Below are 16,453 nucleotides of genomic sequence, written 5' to 3' on the forward strand. Positions count from 1 at the left end.
GCGTCGCGGCGGGCCTGGCCCTCGTGATGGCGACCTCGGCGCTGTACGGCGCGGAGGCCGCCCTCGCGGTCCAGCCGCCGGCCGCGGCCGCCGCGAAGCCGAAGAAGCCCGCCGCCACGACCGCCGCCGACATCGCCTCCGCGCGCGTCGCGGCACGCCTGACCGGCAAGCGCGTCGAGGCGCTCTCGGAGCGCACCGAGACATCGACCACCTGGGCCAACCCGGACGGCAGCCTGACCAGCGAGCTGTCCGCCGGCCCCGTGCGCTTCCGCGACGGTGACGCCTGGCGCGCCGTCGACCTGGACCTGGTCCGCGCCCGTGACGGCTCGGTGGCGCCGAAGGCACACCCGCGCGGTCTGGAACTCGGCAAGCGCGGCGGCAAACGGCTGGCCTCGCTGTCGGACGACGACGGTGCCGCGGCCCGCGACCTGGTGACGCTCGGCGAGGGGGACCAGCGGATCACCCTCCAGTGGAAGGGCGGACTGCCCGAGCCCGAACTGGACGGCAACCGGGCCACGTACCCGAACGCCGTGCCCGGCGGTGACGTCGTCGTCGAGGCGACCCGCACCGGCTTCGAGCAGTACGTGGACATCAGGAAGCGCCCGGAGCGCAAGGGGTACACGTACACCCTGCCGCTGAAGGCCGAGGGCCTGAAGGTCAAGCGGCTCAAGGACGGCAGCCTGCGCTTCACCGACCGCAAGAGCGGCACTAAGGCTGTCATGCCCGCGCCAGTGATGTGGGACGCGGCCGTCGACAAGCGCTCCGGTGAGCACACCCACCGCGCCAAGGTCGCCATGAAGGTCGTCAAGACCGCCGGCGGAGTCGACCTGGTCCTCACCCCGGACGCGACGTTCCTCGCCGACCCGGACACGAAGTACCCGGTCACCGTCGACCCGTCGACCTCCGCGCTGTCGAACGTCTTCGACACCTACGTGCAGCAGGGCGAGACCGTCGACTGGTCCACCGACACCGAACTGGACTTCGGCAACCCCGGCACCAAGAACGCCGACGGCACCCCGCGCACCGCGCAGTCCTTCATCACCTGGAACACCACGCCCATCCAGGACGCGCTGGTCTCCAGCGCCAAGCTCAGCCTGTGGAACTTCCACTCGGCCAACACCGACTGCAAGGCCCACCCGTGGGAGGTGTGGGCCTCGGGAGCGGCCTCGACCGCCAGCCGGTGGGCCAACCGCCCGACGATGACGGCGAAGAAGGCCACCTCCACCGAGACCCGCGGCAACGCCGACTGCGCCACGCAGCCCGACGGCTGGATCAACGCCGACGTCACCGCGCTGGCGCAGGACTGGGCCACGGTCAAGGCCACCCGCGGCCACATGGGCATCCGTGCCTCGGACGAGTCGGTCGTCGCCCAGTGGAAGCGGGTCAACTCCGCCAACGCGGCCGCCAATCCGCCCAAGCTGGTGGTGAACTACAACTACCGGCCGCGCACCGGCACCCAGCAGGAGGCCGGCCCGCCGTTCCTATCGTACGCCGGCGCCTACGTGGTGAACACGACCACCCCGACCCTGCGGGACACGTTCGTCGACACCGACGGCGACAAGGTCAAGGGCACCTTCCAGATAGCCGACAACGCCACCGGCGCGCAGCTCGGCGAGATCCTGGTGTCCCCGCTCACCCCGTCCGGGCAGCCAGCCTCCGTCACCGTGCCGTCGGGCCTGCTGACCGAGGGCAAGACCTACAAGTTCCGCACCTCGCCCTACGACGGGACGCACTACAACCTGGGCTGGTCCGCCTGGAAGACGTTCACGGTCGACACCAAGGCACCTCTCGCCCCGGCGAAGGTCGTGTCCACCGACTACCCGTCGGACAAGTGGGTCAAGGGCGCCGGCCAGCCGGGCACGTTCACCGTCACCCCGCCCGCCGCCGACCACAACTGGCTGGAGTGGTCGCTGGACGGCGTGACCTGGACCAAGGCCGCGACCGGCGGATCCACCGCCGACAAGGCCCTGACCGTCACCCCGCCGAAGAACGGCACCCACACCCTCCAGGTGCGCGCGGTCGACAAGGCGGACAACAAGTCCGAGGCCGTCGAGTACACCTTCCACGCCGGTCCCGGCGGATTCGTCGAGCCCTCGGACGGCGAGCGCACCGCACGCCGCCTGCCGCTGGTCGCCGAGGCCGAGGCGGGCAAGTACGACAGCGTCTCCTTCTCCTGGCGCCGCTCCGAGGCGGACCCCTGGGTGAAGATCCCGGTCGGTGACGTCACCGCCGCCGGCACCGCGCTCACCGCCTGGCCGGTGCCGCTGACGAACGGCAGGAACGCCGCACTGGTGTGGAACGCCGTGGGCACCGTCGACCCCGACGGCAGCGTGCAGATCAAGGCCGACTTCACCGGACCGAACTCCGCCGCCGCGAGCACCCCGCCGCTGACCGTGGTCGTGGACCGCACCGCGGACGGCGCGGCCACCAGCGAGATCGGCCCCGGCCGGCTCAACCTGCTCACCGGCGACTACGGCCTGTCGGCCACCGACGCGTCGTACTTCAACATGACGGTCTCCCGCACGGCCTCCTCCCGCACCCCCGGCCGGGCCGCCCAGCAGACCGGCCAGGCGCCGATCTTCGGCAAGGAGTGGGTGTCCGGCAGCACGACCGGGCAGGCCGACTCCGACTACTCCCACGTGCGCCGCATCTCCGACACCGCGGTCGACGTGGTGCTGCCGGACGGCGACGCCATCCACTTCACGGCCAACACCGCCAAGACCGGATGGATCGCCGAGCCGGGCGCGGAGGACCTGACCCTGACGGGGTCCGTGAGCGGTTCCTTCACGCTCACCGACACCGACGGCATGGTGACCCGGTTCACCAAGCCGCAGGGCGCCTCGACCTGGCAGGCCTCCGGCACGCTGGTGGACGGGCTCGACAACTCCACCACCACGGTGGTCTCCGAGACGGTGACCGCGAACGGCGCGACCCTGTCGCGTCCCCAGCGGATCATCGCCCCGTCCTCCGCGGTCAGCGCCGCCACCTGCACCACGACCCCCGACACCAAGGGCTGCCGGGCACTGCAGTTCGTGTACGCCACCGCCACGACCGCCACGGCCGACACCCTCGGCGACTTCGCCGGCCAGGTGAAGGAGATCCGGCTGTGGTCCACCGAACCGGGCGCGGCCAAGGCGACGTCGCGGGCCGTCCAGGCGTACCTGTACGACGGCAGCGGACGGCTGCGCCAGGCCTGGCACCCGCAGATCAGCCCGTCCCTGAAGACGGAGTACGCCTACGACACCGCCGGCCGGGTCACCAAACTGACCCCGCCCGGTGAACTGCCGTGGACCTTCACCTACGGCAAGGCCGGCAGCTCCGTCACCGCCGGGGACGGCATGCTGCTGAAGGTCACCCGTCCGGGGCTGAAGCAGGGCACGACGGACGTCGTCGAGGGTCAGGCGGCCACCAGCGTCGTCTACGACGTGCCGCTCACCGGCACCTCGGCGCCGTACAGGATGGGCGCCGCCGACGTCCGCGCCTGGGGCCAGCTGAACGCGCCGACCGACGCCACCGCGGTCTTCCCCGCGGACTCGGTCCCGGCCGGTCACACGGGCTCCGCGCTGACGGCCACCGGCTACCAGCGGGCCGAGGTCCACTACCTCGGGGTCTCCGGCCGCGAGGTCAACACGGCGGTGCCCGGCGGACACATCTCGGCCGTCGAGTACGACCGTTTCGGCAACACCGTCCGCACCCTCAGCCCCGGCAACCGCGCGCTCGCGCTCGGCACGACCGCCGCGCAGAATGAGACGCTGACCGGCCTCGGCATCATCGAGCGCTCCACGGCGGAACGCGCCGAACTGCTCTCCACCACCTCGCTGTTCGACGCCAAGGGCGTCCGCGAGCTGGAGGAGTTCGGCCCGCTGCACCGGGTGGACCTCACCGAGGACCTCAAGGACGGCACCACCGTGCTGATCGAGGCCGGCACCTCGGTGCCCGCCCGCGCCTGGACCGTGTACGAGTACGACGAGGGCCGTCCCACCGACGGCACCGCGGCGGTCAAGGACCAGGTGACCCTGGAGATCAGCGGTGTCCGGGTCCGCGACCACGACTCGGTGATGGGGGACAAGCGCGTCAACGAGACCCAGTACGACTGGGCCAAGGGACTGCCCACCCTGACCATCCGTGACTCCGGCGGACTGAACCTGGTCACGAGCACCCACTACGACGCCCAGGGACGCGTGACCGACCAGGTCCCGCCCGGCGGCACCGGCGACGACGCGGCCTCCACCGTCACCGTCTACTGGTCCGGCACCGGCACCGGCGACTGCCAGGGCCGCCCGGAATGGGCCGACCAGGTCTGCTGGACCGGCCCGGCCGGCGCCATCACCGGCGGAGGCAGCCAGCCGACAGGAGTCCCCGACAGCACCACCGAGTACGACTGGTGGGGCAACCCGGCCAAGGTCACCGAGACCGCCAACGGCGCCACCCGGACCACGACCACGTCGTACGACGCGGCCGGCCGCAAGTCCAAGGTCACCGTCACGGGCGGCATCGGTCAGGCCGTCCCCGAGATCACCACGACCTACGACCCGGCCACCGGCCAGATCGCCAAGCTCACCTCGGCGACGGCGGGCACCATCACCAAGGAGTACGACAAGCTGGGCCGGCAGGTGTCCTACACCGACGCCGACGGCGGCGTCACCAGGACCGAGTACGACCTGCTGGACCGTCCGGCGAAGGTCTCCGACTCGGTGCCGTCCACGGTGACGTACACCTACGACCACAGCGCGGAACCGCGCGGTCTGCTCACCGGCACGACCGACTCGGTCGCGGGGACGTTCTCCGCCGCGTACGACGCGGACGGCTCGGTGACCTCCGAGCGGCTGCCCGGCGGTTACGCCCTCGCCATCACCCAGGACCCCTCGGGTGCCGAGACCTCCCGCTCCTACACCCGCACCAGCGACGGCACCTCGGTCTACACGGACACCGTGCGCGAGTCGGTGCACGGACAGGTCACCAGCCACTCCGGCTGGTCCGGCCAGAGCTACCGCTACGACAGGGCGGGCAGGCTGACCACGGTCGAGGACACCACGGGCCAGGTGTGCACGCGCCGCTCCTACACCTTCGACAGCCGCAGCAACCGCAAGACCCTGACCACCGCGGCCGGTGAGGCCGGCGCCGCCTGCCCCACCACCGGAGGAACCACCACCACCCACACCTACGACAGCGGCGACCGGCTGGTCGACGCCGGCTACCAGTACGACGCCCTGGGCCGCACCACCGCCCTGCCCGGCAACACGGCCGGCTACTACGTCAACGACCTCGTCCACCGTCTGACCACCGGCACCAAGCGCCAGACGTGGCAGCTCGACGCGGCCCTGCGGTTCCGCAGCTGGACGGGCGAGACCAGCAGCGGCGGCACCTGGACCCAGACCGAGTCCAAGCTCAACCACTACGCCGACGACACCGACAATCCCCGCTGGATCGTCGAGGACGCCGCGGCGGGCACCGTGACCCGCAACGTGACGTCCGCTTCCGGCGCGTTCGCCGCCACCACCGCCAAGAGCGACCAGACGGTGCTGCACCTGAGCACCATCCACGGTGACATCGCGCTCCAGCTGCCGCTGGACACCGCTGTCGCCCCGGTCGCCCTCGACACCGACGAGTACGGCAAGCGGCGCGACAACCAGCCGGCCACCCGCTACGGCTGGCTCGGCGGCAAGCAGCGGTCCAGCGAGACCCCGTCCGGTATCACTCTCATGGGCTCGCGGCTCTACCAGGCCGAAACGGGCCGCTTCCTGTCCCGGGACCCGATCCCGGGCGGCAACGCGAACCCGTACGAGTACTGCTCCGGTGATCCGGTCAACTGCTACGACCTCTCCGGCAACTACAGCACCGGAGGCCTGATACCCGAGGCGGCCATCTGCGCCTTGTTCGTCCTGTGGTGCGCCGACATGGTCTACATCACGCACTGGGCGCTCAAGGAGGCCAAGCGCGCCTACAGCAACGGCCCGAAGCAGAACGCCTACCGGCACTGCATCTGGCAGGCCATGCTGACCTGGGCCGTGGGATCCAGCCTGGCCAAGTCCCTCGGCTGGGCCCACGAGAAGAACGCCGGCAGTTCCGCGAAGGCCAAGCGGGACTCCGCGGCCGACCGGTACAACAACACGGTCGGCCGGAAGATCGGCGGCCAGATCACGGCGTGGACCTACGGCGGAGCCAAGAAGGCGGCGTGCGCTCGCTGCAAGAAGGCCGTCAAGCAGCACAAACTGAAGTCCAACGCCAAGGGCAATCCCTGGGTCTGAAGACCCGGCAGACACCACAGAGGCAGGGCCGTCCGTTCCGGGCGGCCCTGCCGTCCCCCCACGAACCCCCGAAAGCGATCGAAGCGATCATGCTTGCGTCACTCCTCCCCACCCGGCAGGGACCGCGTTTCGCCCTCCTGGAATCCGGCGTCACGCTCTTCGCCGCCCTCTGCTGGAAAGTGCTCGCCTTCGCGATGTACGCCGAGGGCTACGACCTCGACGACAGCGCACCGGCCCAGGTGACGGGCGACGAGGACATCGCGGCGCTGGCCCTGCTCTTCGGACTCTCGGTCCCCGTGACCTGGCTCCTGCGCCTGATCCCCTGGCAGCCGCTGCGCACCGCCACGGAGGCGATCATCGCGCTGCGCCTCGTGGCCGTCGTGCTGCTGTCCGCGGTGATGTTCGCCGGTCTGCTCACCGGGGTCCGCGTTCCGCTGGTGGGATGGCGTTTCTGACGGTCACTCGGTGACCCGTCCGGGGAAGACCGCCCCAGGCGGCGGGGGAAGGCCCGTGAAGGGACCGCGCCGCCCGGGGCCCGGCGTGTGACTACGCCGCGTCCTCGGCGAAGCCCTCGTCGGTGAAGGCCTCGTCCGTGAAGGCCTCCTCCGGCATCATCGCGGCGCCGAACCCGCTCATGATCTCCTCGATGTCCAGCTCGGTCGCGCCGGCCGGGGCCGTGAGCGCCCCGCCCTCACTCAGCCGCACCACGAGGCCCAGATTCTTCACCTTCGCGTTCTCGGCCAGCTCGGCGAGGTCGACGCGCACCTCGGTCAGGTCGCCGTTCTCGAGCGTGAAGTCGGCCGTGACCTTTGTGTTCGGGGCGTCCTTGAAGTCCTTCTCGGTGGGCAGCTCCATGCCCGGCGGCAGGCTCTTCGCGAGCGGCCGGATCTCGCCGACCAGCTCCGTGACCAGCGTGCGGAAGGGAGCGGTGGCGGTGATGTGCTCGGCGCCGTCCTCGCCCCCGGACGTCTTGAACTCGACCTCGCGGGCGATGGTCTTGCGGACCGCCTCCAGCAGCCGCTTCTGCGTCTTGGCGTCCAGCGTGGGCTCGGGCGCGGGCTCCGCGCCGGGCTCGGCACCCATCTCGGAGGTGGTCCGCTCCATCTCCTCGGTGTCGATCTTCACCCACTCCCCGTCGAGCACCTTCTTCAGCGCGCCCGCCTCCGGCGGCAGGTCCTTCGCCGACGGCACGGGGGCACCCATCGCCTTGCCGAGGGACTTGGCGTCGGTGCGGATGTAGGTGTAGTCGCCGACGACCCGGTACTCGACCAGGTCGCCGTCCTCGGTGCCGACCTTCATGGCCATGCCGACGAAGTCCTTCTCACCGGACTCGTCGATCGGCTTCTTGGACTGCATGGTGACGCTGATGGTCGCGCCACTGAGCAGTTCGGCGACCTCGTCGGGCAGTTCCTCGCCCGGCTCCGGCTCCGAGGAGGCGTCCAGCGCCTTCAGGCTCGCGGCGTCCGTGTCGAGTTCCAGCTCGAACGAGAGCGTCTTCTCGTCGCCGAGCTTCTCGAAGGCCCGGTCCAGCTTCTGCCCGGCGGAGAGCTGCTCCACGGTGCCGCAGGCGGCCGCGGCCACCAGAACGGTGCCGACGACCGCGGCGGCGGGCAGGGTCTTGCGTATGGCGGTGATGATGGTCTCCTCGTCGGTGCGATCACGGCGATCGGCTGTCGATGAGTAGACCCCTGACGCGGCCCGATGGTTGCCCCCGGATTCACCGCACGCGCACCACGGGCGGGTGGGCCGCGAGCCTGCCGCGGAAAGGGAAAGAGAAAAGAAGGAGGGGAGGACGTCCCGCGGGCCGGCGGGACGTCCTCCCCGGTACGTACCGCTCGGCTCAGCCGGCGACGATCCGCTCCGCCGCCGCGATCGCGCAGACGCGAGCCGCGCCGTACGTGGCCAGGTAGAGCGCGCCGCGGGGCGCGGACTGCGCGACGCCCATCTCCACCACGACGGTGTCCGGGCGGGCGGCCAGCAGGGTGTCGAGGGCGGCGCTCATCCAGTCGTGCCGGTGTTCGTCCCGGACCACGGCGACGACTCGCCGGTCACCCGCCGCGGCGAGTGCCTCCTTGCCGGCCTCCGCACCGGAGAAGACACCGCTCTCGGTGCCGGGCAGCAGGCGTTCCAGCTCGGCGCCCACACCCCACGGCGTCTCGTCCCCCACGGCGATGTTGGCCACCGGCTGGAACGTGGCCACGAACACCGGCTCGGTGACCGGCGCCGCGCCCCGTCCGGGGACGACGGTGACCGCGCGGCGTGCCGCGACCAGACCGATCTCCCGCTCGGCCGGGTTGTCCGGGGCCGTCGCCCGCGCCGTGTCCGCGGTCCACCGGGCCAGGTCCCGTACCCGGGACGCGGCGTCGGCCAGCCGTTCCTCGGACAGTTCACCGGAGCGCACGGCACTCACGAGGGCGTTCCGCAGGCTCAGCACCGTGGCCTCGTCGCACAGTCCGCCGCCGACGCAGATGGCGTCCGCACCGGCCGCGACGGCCATGACCACGCCGCGCTCCAGGCCGTAGGTGCCGGAGATGGCCTGCATCTCCATGCCGTCCGTGACGATCAGTCCCTGGTAGCCGAGTTCACCGCGCAGCAGACCGGTCAGAATGCGCGGCGAGAGCGTCGCCGGGTACTCCGGGTCGAGGGCCGGCACCAGGATGTGCGCGCTCATCACGGCCTGGGTGCCGGCCGCGATCGCCGCCCGGAACGGGACCAGTTCGCGCTCGGCCAGCGTGCCGGCGTCGACGTCGATGCGCGGCACCGAGTGATGGGAGTCGACGCTGGTGTCGCCATGGCCGGGGAAGTGCTTGGTGCACGCCGCGACCCCCGAGGACTGCAGGCCTCTGACGTAGGCGGCGGTGTGCCGCGCGACGAGCGCGGTGTCGGCACCGAAGGACCGCACGCCGATGACCGGGTTGAGCGGATCGGCGTTGACGTCGGCCGACGGCGCCCAGTTGAAGTTGATGCCGCACGCCGCGAGACGGCGGCCCAGCTCCCGTGCCACGCCGTGCGTCAGATCGGTGTCGTCGACGGCTCCCAGCGCGTGGTTGCCGGGGAACGAGGAACCGGTGCGCACCTCCAGGCGCGTGACGTCGCCGCTCTCCTCGTCGATGGCCACCAGGAGGTTCTCCTGCTCGGCCCGCAGCTGCGCGGTGAGGGCGGTGACCTGCTCGGCCGTGGTCACGTTGCGGCCGAACAGGGCGATCGAGGCCAGCCCTTCGCCGATCCGGCGGCGCACCCAGTCGGGAGCGGTGGTCCCCGCGAAACCCGGCTGCAGCACGGCGAGTGCGTCGCGGGTGAGCGTGTCGGTTCTGCTGGTGGATGTCGTCATGCCGAGTTATCCCTTCACAGCGCCGTCGGTGAGACCGCTGACGGCCTTGCGCTGCAGGAAGACGAAAAGGACCAGGATGGGCAGCGCGAACAACGAGGAAGCGGCCATCGTGGCGCCCCAGTCGTCGCCGAACGCGGTGCGGAACTGCGAGATCCACAGGGGGAGGGTCTGGTACTCGATGCTCTTGTTCAGGATGAGTACCAGGGGATACTCGTTCCAGGCGGTGATGAACCCGAACAGCGAGGTGGCCATCAGGCCGGGGGCGAGCAGCGGGAAGATCACCTTGCGGAAGGCCTGGACGCGGGTGCAGCCGTCGACCATCGCGGATTCCTCCAGCTCCCTGGGCACCGCGGCGACATAGCCACGCAGCGTCAGAATGGTGAACGGGAGCACCATCATCATGTAGAAGACGGTGAGCGGCACCAGGCTGTCGAGCATGTCGCTGTCGCGCACGAGCATGTAGTTGGCGATCACCATCACCTCCCACGGCGCCATCTGCGCGAGCATGAAGACGACGACGAAGGCGCCGCGGCCGGCGAACCGCATCCGGGCCAGGGCGAACGACGCGAACAGGGCGATGACGAGCGACAGCAGCACCGCGAGCACGGTCACCGTGACGGAGTTGCGCACCAGCGTCCAGAAGTGGTCCGCGTGGATCGCCCGGTCGAAGTGCTCGAAGGTGAGGTTCACGGGGACCCAGACGGGGTCCTCGGCGATGATGTCGCCGGTCGGCTTCAGGGCCGTGGCGAACATCCAGTAGACGGGGAACGCGAAGACCACGAAGAGGACGACGGCGGTCGCGTTGAGCGACAGCCGGCCGAAGAGCGAGCGCTTCACAGCTTGTCCTCCTCCTGCTTGAGCACGGTGCGCAGGTAGTACGAGGTGATCACCAGCAGGACCAGGATGGTCAGGAAGGAGATCGCGGCGCCCATGCCGAAGTGCTGGTTGCCCACCCCTTCGACGAACGCGTAGATGGGCAGGGTCTCGGTGAGCCGGTCGGGGCCGCCCTCGTTCAGGGCGAAGATCTGGGGGAACGCCTTGAACACCCAGATGATCTCCAGGAACGTCGTGGCGTAGAGGAAGGGCCGCAGGAACGGGAAGGTCACCGAGGTGAAGCTCTTCCAGGCACCGGCGCCGTCGAGGGAGGCGGCCTCGTAGAGTTCCCTGGGGATGGTCGTCGTGGCGGCGTAGAGGTTGAGCGCCACGAACGGGATGGACTGCCAGACGATCAGCAGGGTGATGACGGAGAAGGTCGAGAACTGGGTCCCGAGCCAGTTGTAGTCGGCCATGGAGTGCCAGCCGAGCTTGTCCAGCACCCAGTTGACGACTCCGAACCGCTGCGCGAAGAGCCACTGGTAGATGGTGGTGGCCGCGACCACGGGCATGGCCCAGGCGAGCACGAGTCCCAGCATGAGCAGCAGCCGCATCCGGGCGCCGAGCCGGGCGAGGAGCAGGCCGATCAGGGTGCCCAGTCCCATGATGAGCACCACGTTGGCCGCGGTGAACAGCACCGTCCGCTTGACGACGCTCCAGAACTCCGCGCTAGCCAGTACCTCACGGTAGTTGTCGACCCCGTTCCACTCCGTGAGGTGCTGGATGAGCTGGCGTGCGTGGAGGTTCTGGAAGGACAGCAGTCCGTTCTTCACCAAGGGCCCGCCGAGCAGGATCAGGGTGGCGAGCAGTGCCGGCAGCAGGAGGAGGTAGGGGGCGACGGCCTGCCGGCCGGGTGCGGTCGGGGATCTGCGTTTCCCTTCCCGCTGAGGCGGAACGGCCTCGGTCTTGTGGGCACTGGCACCCCCAGCGGTGTCCGTGCCTTGGGTCTGCACTGGCATGGCTTGCCGTCTCTTTCGTGGCCGTACGGTTCAGCGCGTCCGCGCCGGGGGCGGGGTGTGCGTGGCGCCCCCGGCGCGAGGCGTCGTCAGTTCTCCTGTGCCAGGCGCTTGTTGATCTCGCCCTCGACGTCCTTGGCGGCGGCCGCCGGGGACTTACCGGAGAGGACGGAGGTCATGTACCTCTTGATCGGGTTGGGCGTGTTCTCCACCGCGGCCCACTCGGGGATCAGCGGCGTGGTACCGCCCACCGAGGCGGCCGGGGCCGCGGCCTCGGCGACCGCGTTGCCCTTGAGGACGGACTGCAGGGACTCCTTGTTGGGCACGACGCCGTTGGCCTTGGCCAGCTTGCCCTCGAACTCGTCCGACAGGGCGACCTTGAGGAACTCCTTCGCCAGCTCCTGCTTCTCGCTGCCGGCGGCGACGGCGAGGTTGGAGCCGCCGAGGAAGACACCCTCGGGCTTGCCGGGCGTGTCGCTGGGGATGGTGAAGTAGCCGAGGTCCTTCTCGATGGCCGGGTTGGCCTTGACGGCGGTGGCCGCCTCCCAGCCCATGCCGATGAACGCGCCGGTCTTGCCCTTGGCGAACACCTCGGCCTGCTGCGGCGTGGCCTCGTCCTTGTCCTTGGGCGCCTTGGAGTAGGAGGCGTACTTCTTGTAGATCTCCATCGCGGCGCCGACCTTCGGGTCGTCGAGGTTGGAGACGTACTTGTCGCCTTCCTTCTTCACCAGTTCGGCGTTCTGGCCGACGAGGAGGCCGACGAAGAAGTACCAGTTCTGGCCGGGCATGTAGATCGGCTCGGCGTCGGTCTTCTTGTCGATGGTCTCCAGGTCCTCGAAGAACTCGTCCCGGGTCTTCGGGGTGTCCTTGATGCCGGCGTCCGCCCAGACCTTCTTGTTGTAGATGACGATCCGGTTGGCGAAGTACCAGGGAGCGCCGTACTGCTTGCCCTCGTATATGGAGGACTCGTTGAGCGTCGGGGTCCAGTCGGCCCCGATCTCCTTCTTCAGGTCGTCCAGTTCGGCGAGGCCGCCGGTGGCCGCGTACGCCGGGGTCTGGGTGTTGCCGATCTCGATGACGTCCGGCGGGTTGGACTCCGACAGGGCCGTGGTGACCTTCTGCTGGATGCCGTCCCACTTCTGCGTCTCGAACTCGACCTTGGCGCCCGTCTTCTTCTCGAAGGCGGTCTGCACCTCCTTGGTCCACTCCTCGGGCGCCGAGCCGTCCATCGTCCAGACGACCAGCGTCTGCCCCTTGAAGCCCTCGGGCCCCGAACCCCCGCCGTTGTCGCCGCCGCCCCCACATGCCGCAACGGAGAACACCATGCCCGCGATGCCGATCGCGGCTGTCAGCCTGCGCTTCACGCCACCCCTCCTCAGAATTGCTTGCTCACCCACGCCCTCGGTGGCGTCCTTCGCACGGCGCTGCTGCCCGGCGGGCTGGGGACCTGGCCTCGAATGGTGTAGACCAGCAGGGGCGAGCTTGGCCTAGACCTATGTGGCTGTCAAGAGCTGCCGGAAAAGGTGGTGCCGCCGTATCGTGAGGGCATTTCCGAAGGGCCGCACGGCTCCCCGAGGGGGACCGCGCGTGACCAGTGCGCCTGTCCGGCCGCGGCCCATCTTTGGACTAGACCAACACCGGAACCCGCGGCTATAACGGTTCCGCCGAGCGTACGGCGCCCGATACCTCGGCCGTGCGAGCGAGCTGCGGCCGCTGACCGTGGGCTGCACCGGGCACCGGAGCCGAAGGCGGAACATGAGCATCGATGTCAGCAGCGCCCGCAACGGGGGAAGGCCGCCGGAGGGAAGCCAGCGGATCCCGAAGCACTACCGGATCAAGCAGCACCTGCTGCAGATGATCGGGGGCCGGACACCCGGCTCACCCATGCCGGCCGAACGCTCGCTCGCCGTCGAGTTCCGCACGTCGCGCACCACCCTGCGCAAGGCGCTGCAGGAACTGGTCAGCGAGGGACGGCTGGACCGCGTCCAGGGCAAGGGCACGTTCGTCGCCCGGCCCAAGGTGTACCGGACCCTGCACCTGACCTCGTACACCGAGGACATGGCGGCCCAGGGCCTCGAACCCGCCTCACGCATCCTCGACATCGGTTACGTCCCGGCGGACGAGAAACTGGCCGGCTTACTCGGCCTGCGCACCGGCGACCGCGTCCTGCGCGTCGAACGGCTGCGCCTGGCCAGCGGCGAGCCGATGGCGATCGAGTCCACCCACCTGTCCGCGCAGCGGTTCCCGGGACTGCGGCTCGACCTGGGCCGGTACACCTCCCTCTACACCGCCCTCGCCGAGCAGTACGGGGTACGCCTGGCGGAGGCCGAGGAGACGATCGAGACGGCCCTGGCCACCCCGCGGGAGGCGGAACTGCTCGGCGCCGACGTCGGCCTGCCCATGCTGCTGCTCTCCCGCCACTCCTGGGACACGCGCGGCAGGCCCGTGGAGTGGGTGCGGTCGGTCTACCGCGGCTCCCGGTACAAGTTCGTGGCCACCCTCACCCGGCCCGCGCGCTGACGGCTGCCGGCCCCTCCACCCAAGGAGCTTCATGCCGCCCCCCGCCGACGGCGCCCGGACCGAGTCCGAGCCCCGCGCGCCCGGACTGCTCTCCGGCCCGTACCGGTCCCGCACCCTGGCCATCGCCGCCACCTTCTTCCTGGTCGCCTTCGCCGGACTGGCCCTGGCGACCGCGATGCCCGTCGCCGTCCAGGAACTGGACGCCCTGCCGCTCTACGCGATCGCCTTCGGCGGATACCTCGCCGCCGGGCTCGCCGGCACGGTGGTGGGCGGCGGCTGGGCCGACCGGCGCGGGCCCGCGGCACCGCTCAAGGCCGGCTGCCTGTGCTTCGTCGGCGGATCGGCGCTCGCGGGGGCGGCGCCCTCCATCATGCCGTTCCTGGCCGGCCGCCTGGCGCAGGGCGCGGGCGGCGGGGCGGTGACCGTCGCCCTGTACGTGATGGTCGGACGCGGCTATCCGCCCGCGCTGCGCCCGCGCATGTTCTCCGTCGTCACGGCGTGCTGGATCCTGCCGTCCATGGTGGGCCCCGCCATCGCCGGCGCCGTCACCGAACACCTGTCGTGGCGCTGGGTGTTCCACGGCATCGCCGTGTTCACGCTGGCCACGACGGCCCTGCTGCGGCGCCCGCTCGCCGCCCTGCCGCACGACGGGGCGGCGGCGGAGGAAACCGCCACCCGCGTCGGCCCGGCGGTCACCGTCGCGGTCGGGGCGGGGCTGCTGCAGTACGCCGCCGCCCAGCCCTCCCCGCGCACCGCCGTGCTCGCCGTGGCCGGGCTCCTGGCCGTCGCGGCGGGGCTGCGGGGCCTCCTGCCCGCCGGGACGCTGCGCGCGCGTCCCGGCATACCGGCGCTGGTGCTGGTGCGCGGACTGGCGGCCGCCGCCTACTTCGCGACCGAGTCGTACGTGCCGCTGCTGCTGGTCAACGAGCGCGGCTGGTCACCGACCGCCGCGGGGTACTCCCTCACCTGCGCGGCGCTCGCCTGGGCCGCCGCCTCCTGGCTCCAGGGCAGACCGCGCCTGTCCCCGCGACGCCGGCACGTCATCCTGCTGGGCGCCCTCGTCCACAGCGCGGGGACCGCGCTGACGCTCGCCGGAGTCCTGCGCGCGGCCCCCGCCGTCACGGCCCCGGCCGGTTTCACCGTGGCGGCCTTCGGCATGGGCCTGCTGCTCCCGAGCGTGGGCGTGCTCACCCTCGACCAGTCACCGCCCGGACGGCAAGGCGCCAACACCGCCGCGCTCCAGGTCGCCGACAGTCTGTGCAGCGTCCTGCTCATCGGGGTGTGCGGCGCCCTCTTCGGTGCTCTGCACACGGCCGCCGGCTCCGACACCGCCGCCTTCGCCGCGGTCTGCGCGGCCGCCCTGGCCACCACGCTGCTCGCCGCGCCGGCCGCCCGCCGGGTCGGGGCCCCCGCGCCGGAGGCTGCCGCCCCGAAAGACCAATTGGCCTAGACCTTTTGGAGGTCGGGGCGGTATACACGGGGGAACGCCCGGCCCCCGAACCCGGAGGAACCACTCCCCATGTGGCACCAGCAACGGACCATCGCTCTCGGCACCCTGGCCTTCGGCACCACCGTCGACGAGCGGACCTCGTTCGACATCCTCGACAGATTCACCGAGTTGGGCGGCACGGTGCTCGACACCGCCAACAACTACGCGTTCTGGGTGGACGGCGGCACCGGGGACGAGAGCGAGGCCGTCATCGGCAAGTGGCTGGCGTCCCGCGGCGCCCGGGACGCCGTGCGGATCGGCACCAAGGCGGGCGCCCGCCCGACGGTCCCCGGAGCCGGACTCGAAGCCGCCGAAGGCCTCTCGGCCAAGGCCCTGCGGTCCGCCCTGGAGGACAGCCTGCGCCGCCTCGGCACCGAGCGCGTCGACGTGTTCTGGGCCCACATCGAGGACCGGACGGTGCCGCTGGAAGAGACCGTGCACGCGCTCGCCGACCTCGTCGACGAGGGCAAGGCCGGTGCGCTCGGCGTCAGCAACCACGCCGTGTGGCGCACCGAGCGCGCCCGCGCGCTCGCCGGCGACCGGCCCCGCTGCACCCACCTCCAGTACCGCTACTCGTACCTGCAGCCGCGGTTCGACCTGCCTCTGCCGTCCTCCGCGCACGTCCACGTCACGCCCGAACTGCTCGACTACGTACGCGCCGAGCCCGACCTGCTCCTGTGGGCCTACAGCCCGCTGCTGTCGGGCGGCTACACCCGCGAGGACGTGGAGATCCCCGCCGCCTACGACCACCCGGGCACGGCCCCCCGCCTGGCGGCCCTGCGCGAGGTGGCCGGCGAACTGGACGCGACCGTCAACCAGGTCGTGCTCGCCTGGCTGCTCGACCACGACCCGCGGATCGTGCCCATCGTCGGCGTGAGCAAGGTCGCCCAGGTCGAGGAGGCCCTGGGGGCGCTCGCCGTGACGCTGAGCCCGGAGCAGCGCCGCCGCCTGGACGAGGCGGGCCGGTAGCCGGACCGCGCACCCCCCCCCGTGAACGGCGCCCGGCGGCAGGCCGGGCGCCGCTCGCCGCCCGGTT

Annotated in this window: 10 protein-coding genes; 5 read left to right on the plus strand and 5 right to left on the minus strand. The window is 71.1% G+C overall.

Features of this window, described 5'->3' with window-relative positions; translation table 11 throughout:
• Positions 1-26 precede the first annotated feature (26 nt).
• Both AB0K92_RS16665 and AB0K92_RS16670 read left to right on the plus strand, forming a co-directional pair.
• Positions 27-6,248, plus strand: a complete 6,222-nt coding sequence (locus AB0K92_RS16665) for a DNRLRE domain-containing protein (RefSeq protein WP_365923589.1) — start codon at positions 27-29, stop codon at positions 6,246-6,248.
• A gap of 89 nt (positions 6,249-6,337) precedes the next feature.
• A complete protein-coding gene (locus AB0K92_RS16670) occupies positions 6,338-6,703 on the plus strand; it encodes a hypothetical protein (protein WP_365923450.1) in 366 nt (121 codons plus the stop codon).
• Between the two features lie 91 nt (positions 6,704-6,794).
• Here AB0K92_RS16670 and AB0K92_RS16675 read toward each other — a convergent pair whose 3' ends face one another.
• From AB0K92_RS16675 to AB0K92_RS16695, 5 genes are all read right to left on the minus strand, one after another.
• Positions 6,795-7,829, minus strand: coding sequence for a hypothetical protein (locus tag AB0K92_RS16675; RefSeq protein ID WP_365923452.1), 1,035 nt, complete (start codon positions 7,827-7,829; stop codon positions 6,795-6,797).
• Positions 7,830-8,088: 259 nt separating this feature from the next.
• Positions 8,089-9,579 (minus strand): glycoside hydrolase family 3 protein, encoded by a 1,491-nt coding sequence (locus AB0K92_RS16680; protein ID WP_365923454.1) that lies wholly within the window; start codon positions 9,577-9,579, stop codon positions 8,089-8,091.
• Positions 9,580-9,585: 6 nt separating this feature from the next.
• On the minus strand, positions 9,586-10,416 hold the full coding sequence (locus tag AB0K92_RS16685) for a carbohydrate ABC transporter permease (RefSeq protein ID WP_166003934.1): 831 nt from the start codon (positions 10,414-10,416) through the stop codon (positions 9,586-9,588).
• Positions 10,413-11,405, minus strand: coding sequence for a sugar ABC transporter permease (locus tag AB0K92_RS16690; protein ID WP_240926551.1), 993 nt, complete (start codon positions 11,403-11,405; stop codon positions 10,413-10,415). The genes AB0K92_RS16685 and AB0K92_RS16690 overlap by 4 nt, the downstream gene beginning before the upstream one ends.
• Before the next feature lie 92 nt (positions 11,406-11,497).
• Positions 11,498-12,772 (minus strand): extracellular solute-binding protein, encoded by a 1,275-nt coding sequence (locus AB0K92_RS16695; RefSeq protein ID WP_365923456.1) that lies wholly within the window; start codon positions 12,770-12,772, stop codon positions 11,498-11,500.
• Positions 12,773-13,163: 391 nt separating this feature from the next.
• Here AB0K92_RS16695 and AB0K92_RS16700 point away from each other — a divergent pair, with 391 nt between their 5' ends.
• The 3 genes from AB0K92_RS16700 (at position 13,164) to AB0K92_RS16710 (ending at position 16,386) form a co-directional block, all read left to right on the plus strand.
• Positions 13,164-13,928 (plus strand): GntR family transcriptional regulator, encoded by a 765-nt coding sequence (locus AB0K92_RS16700; RefSeq protein ID WP_365923458.1) that lies wholly within the window; start codon positions 13,164-13,166, stop codon positions 13,926-13,928.
• A gap of 31 nt (positions 13,929-13,959) precedes the next feature.
• Positions 13,960-15,378: an MFS transporter gene (locus tag AB0K92_RS16705; protein ID WP_365923460.1), complete on the plus strand. Its 1,419-nt coding sequence runs from the start codon at positions 13,960-13,962 to the stop codon at positions 15,376-15,378.
• 69 nt (positions 15,379-15,447) lie between these two features.
• Positions 15,448-16,386 (plus strand): aldo/keto reductase, encoded by a 939-nt coding sequence (locus AB0K92_RS16710; RefSeq protein WP_365923462.1) that lies wholly within the window; start codon positions 15,448-15,450, stop codon positions 16,384-16,386.
• Positions 16,387-16,453: the final 67 nt, after the last annotated feature.

It is taken from the genome of Streptomyces sp. NPDC052687, from assembly GCF_040678395.1.
Classification (GTDB): domain Bacteria; phylum Actinomycetota; class Actinomycetes; order Streptomycetales; family Streptomycetaceae; genus Streptomyces.

Excerpts from the sequence above, each read along its gene's own strand:
- AB0K92_RS16705 (WP_365923460.1), top strand. The coding sequence starts at position 13,960 with ATGCCGCCCCCCGCCGACGGCGCCCGGACCGAGTCCGAGCCCCGCGCG.
- AB0K92_RS16665 (WP_365923589.1), top strand. The coding sequence starts at position 27 with ATGGCGACCTCGGCGCTGTACGGCGCGGAGGCCGCCCTCGCGGTCCAG.
- AB0K92_RS16680 (WP_365923454.1), bottom strand. The coding sequence starts at position 9,579 with ATGACGACATCCACCAGCAGAACCGACACGCTCACCCGCGACGCACTC.
- AB0K92_RS16700 (WP_365923458.1), top strand. The coding sequence starts at position 13,164 with ATGAGCATCGATGTCAGCAGCGCCCGCAACGGGGGAAGGCCGCCGGAG.
- AB0K92_RS16710 (WP_365923462.1), top strand. The coding sequence starts at position 15,448 with ATGTGGCACCAGCAACGGACCATCGCTCTCGGCACCCTGGCCTTCGGC.
- AB0K92_RS16670 (WP_365923450.1), top strand. The coding sequence starts at position 6,338 with ATGCTTGCGTCACTCCTCCCCACCCGGCAGGGACCGCGTTTCGCCCTC.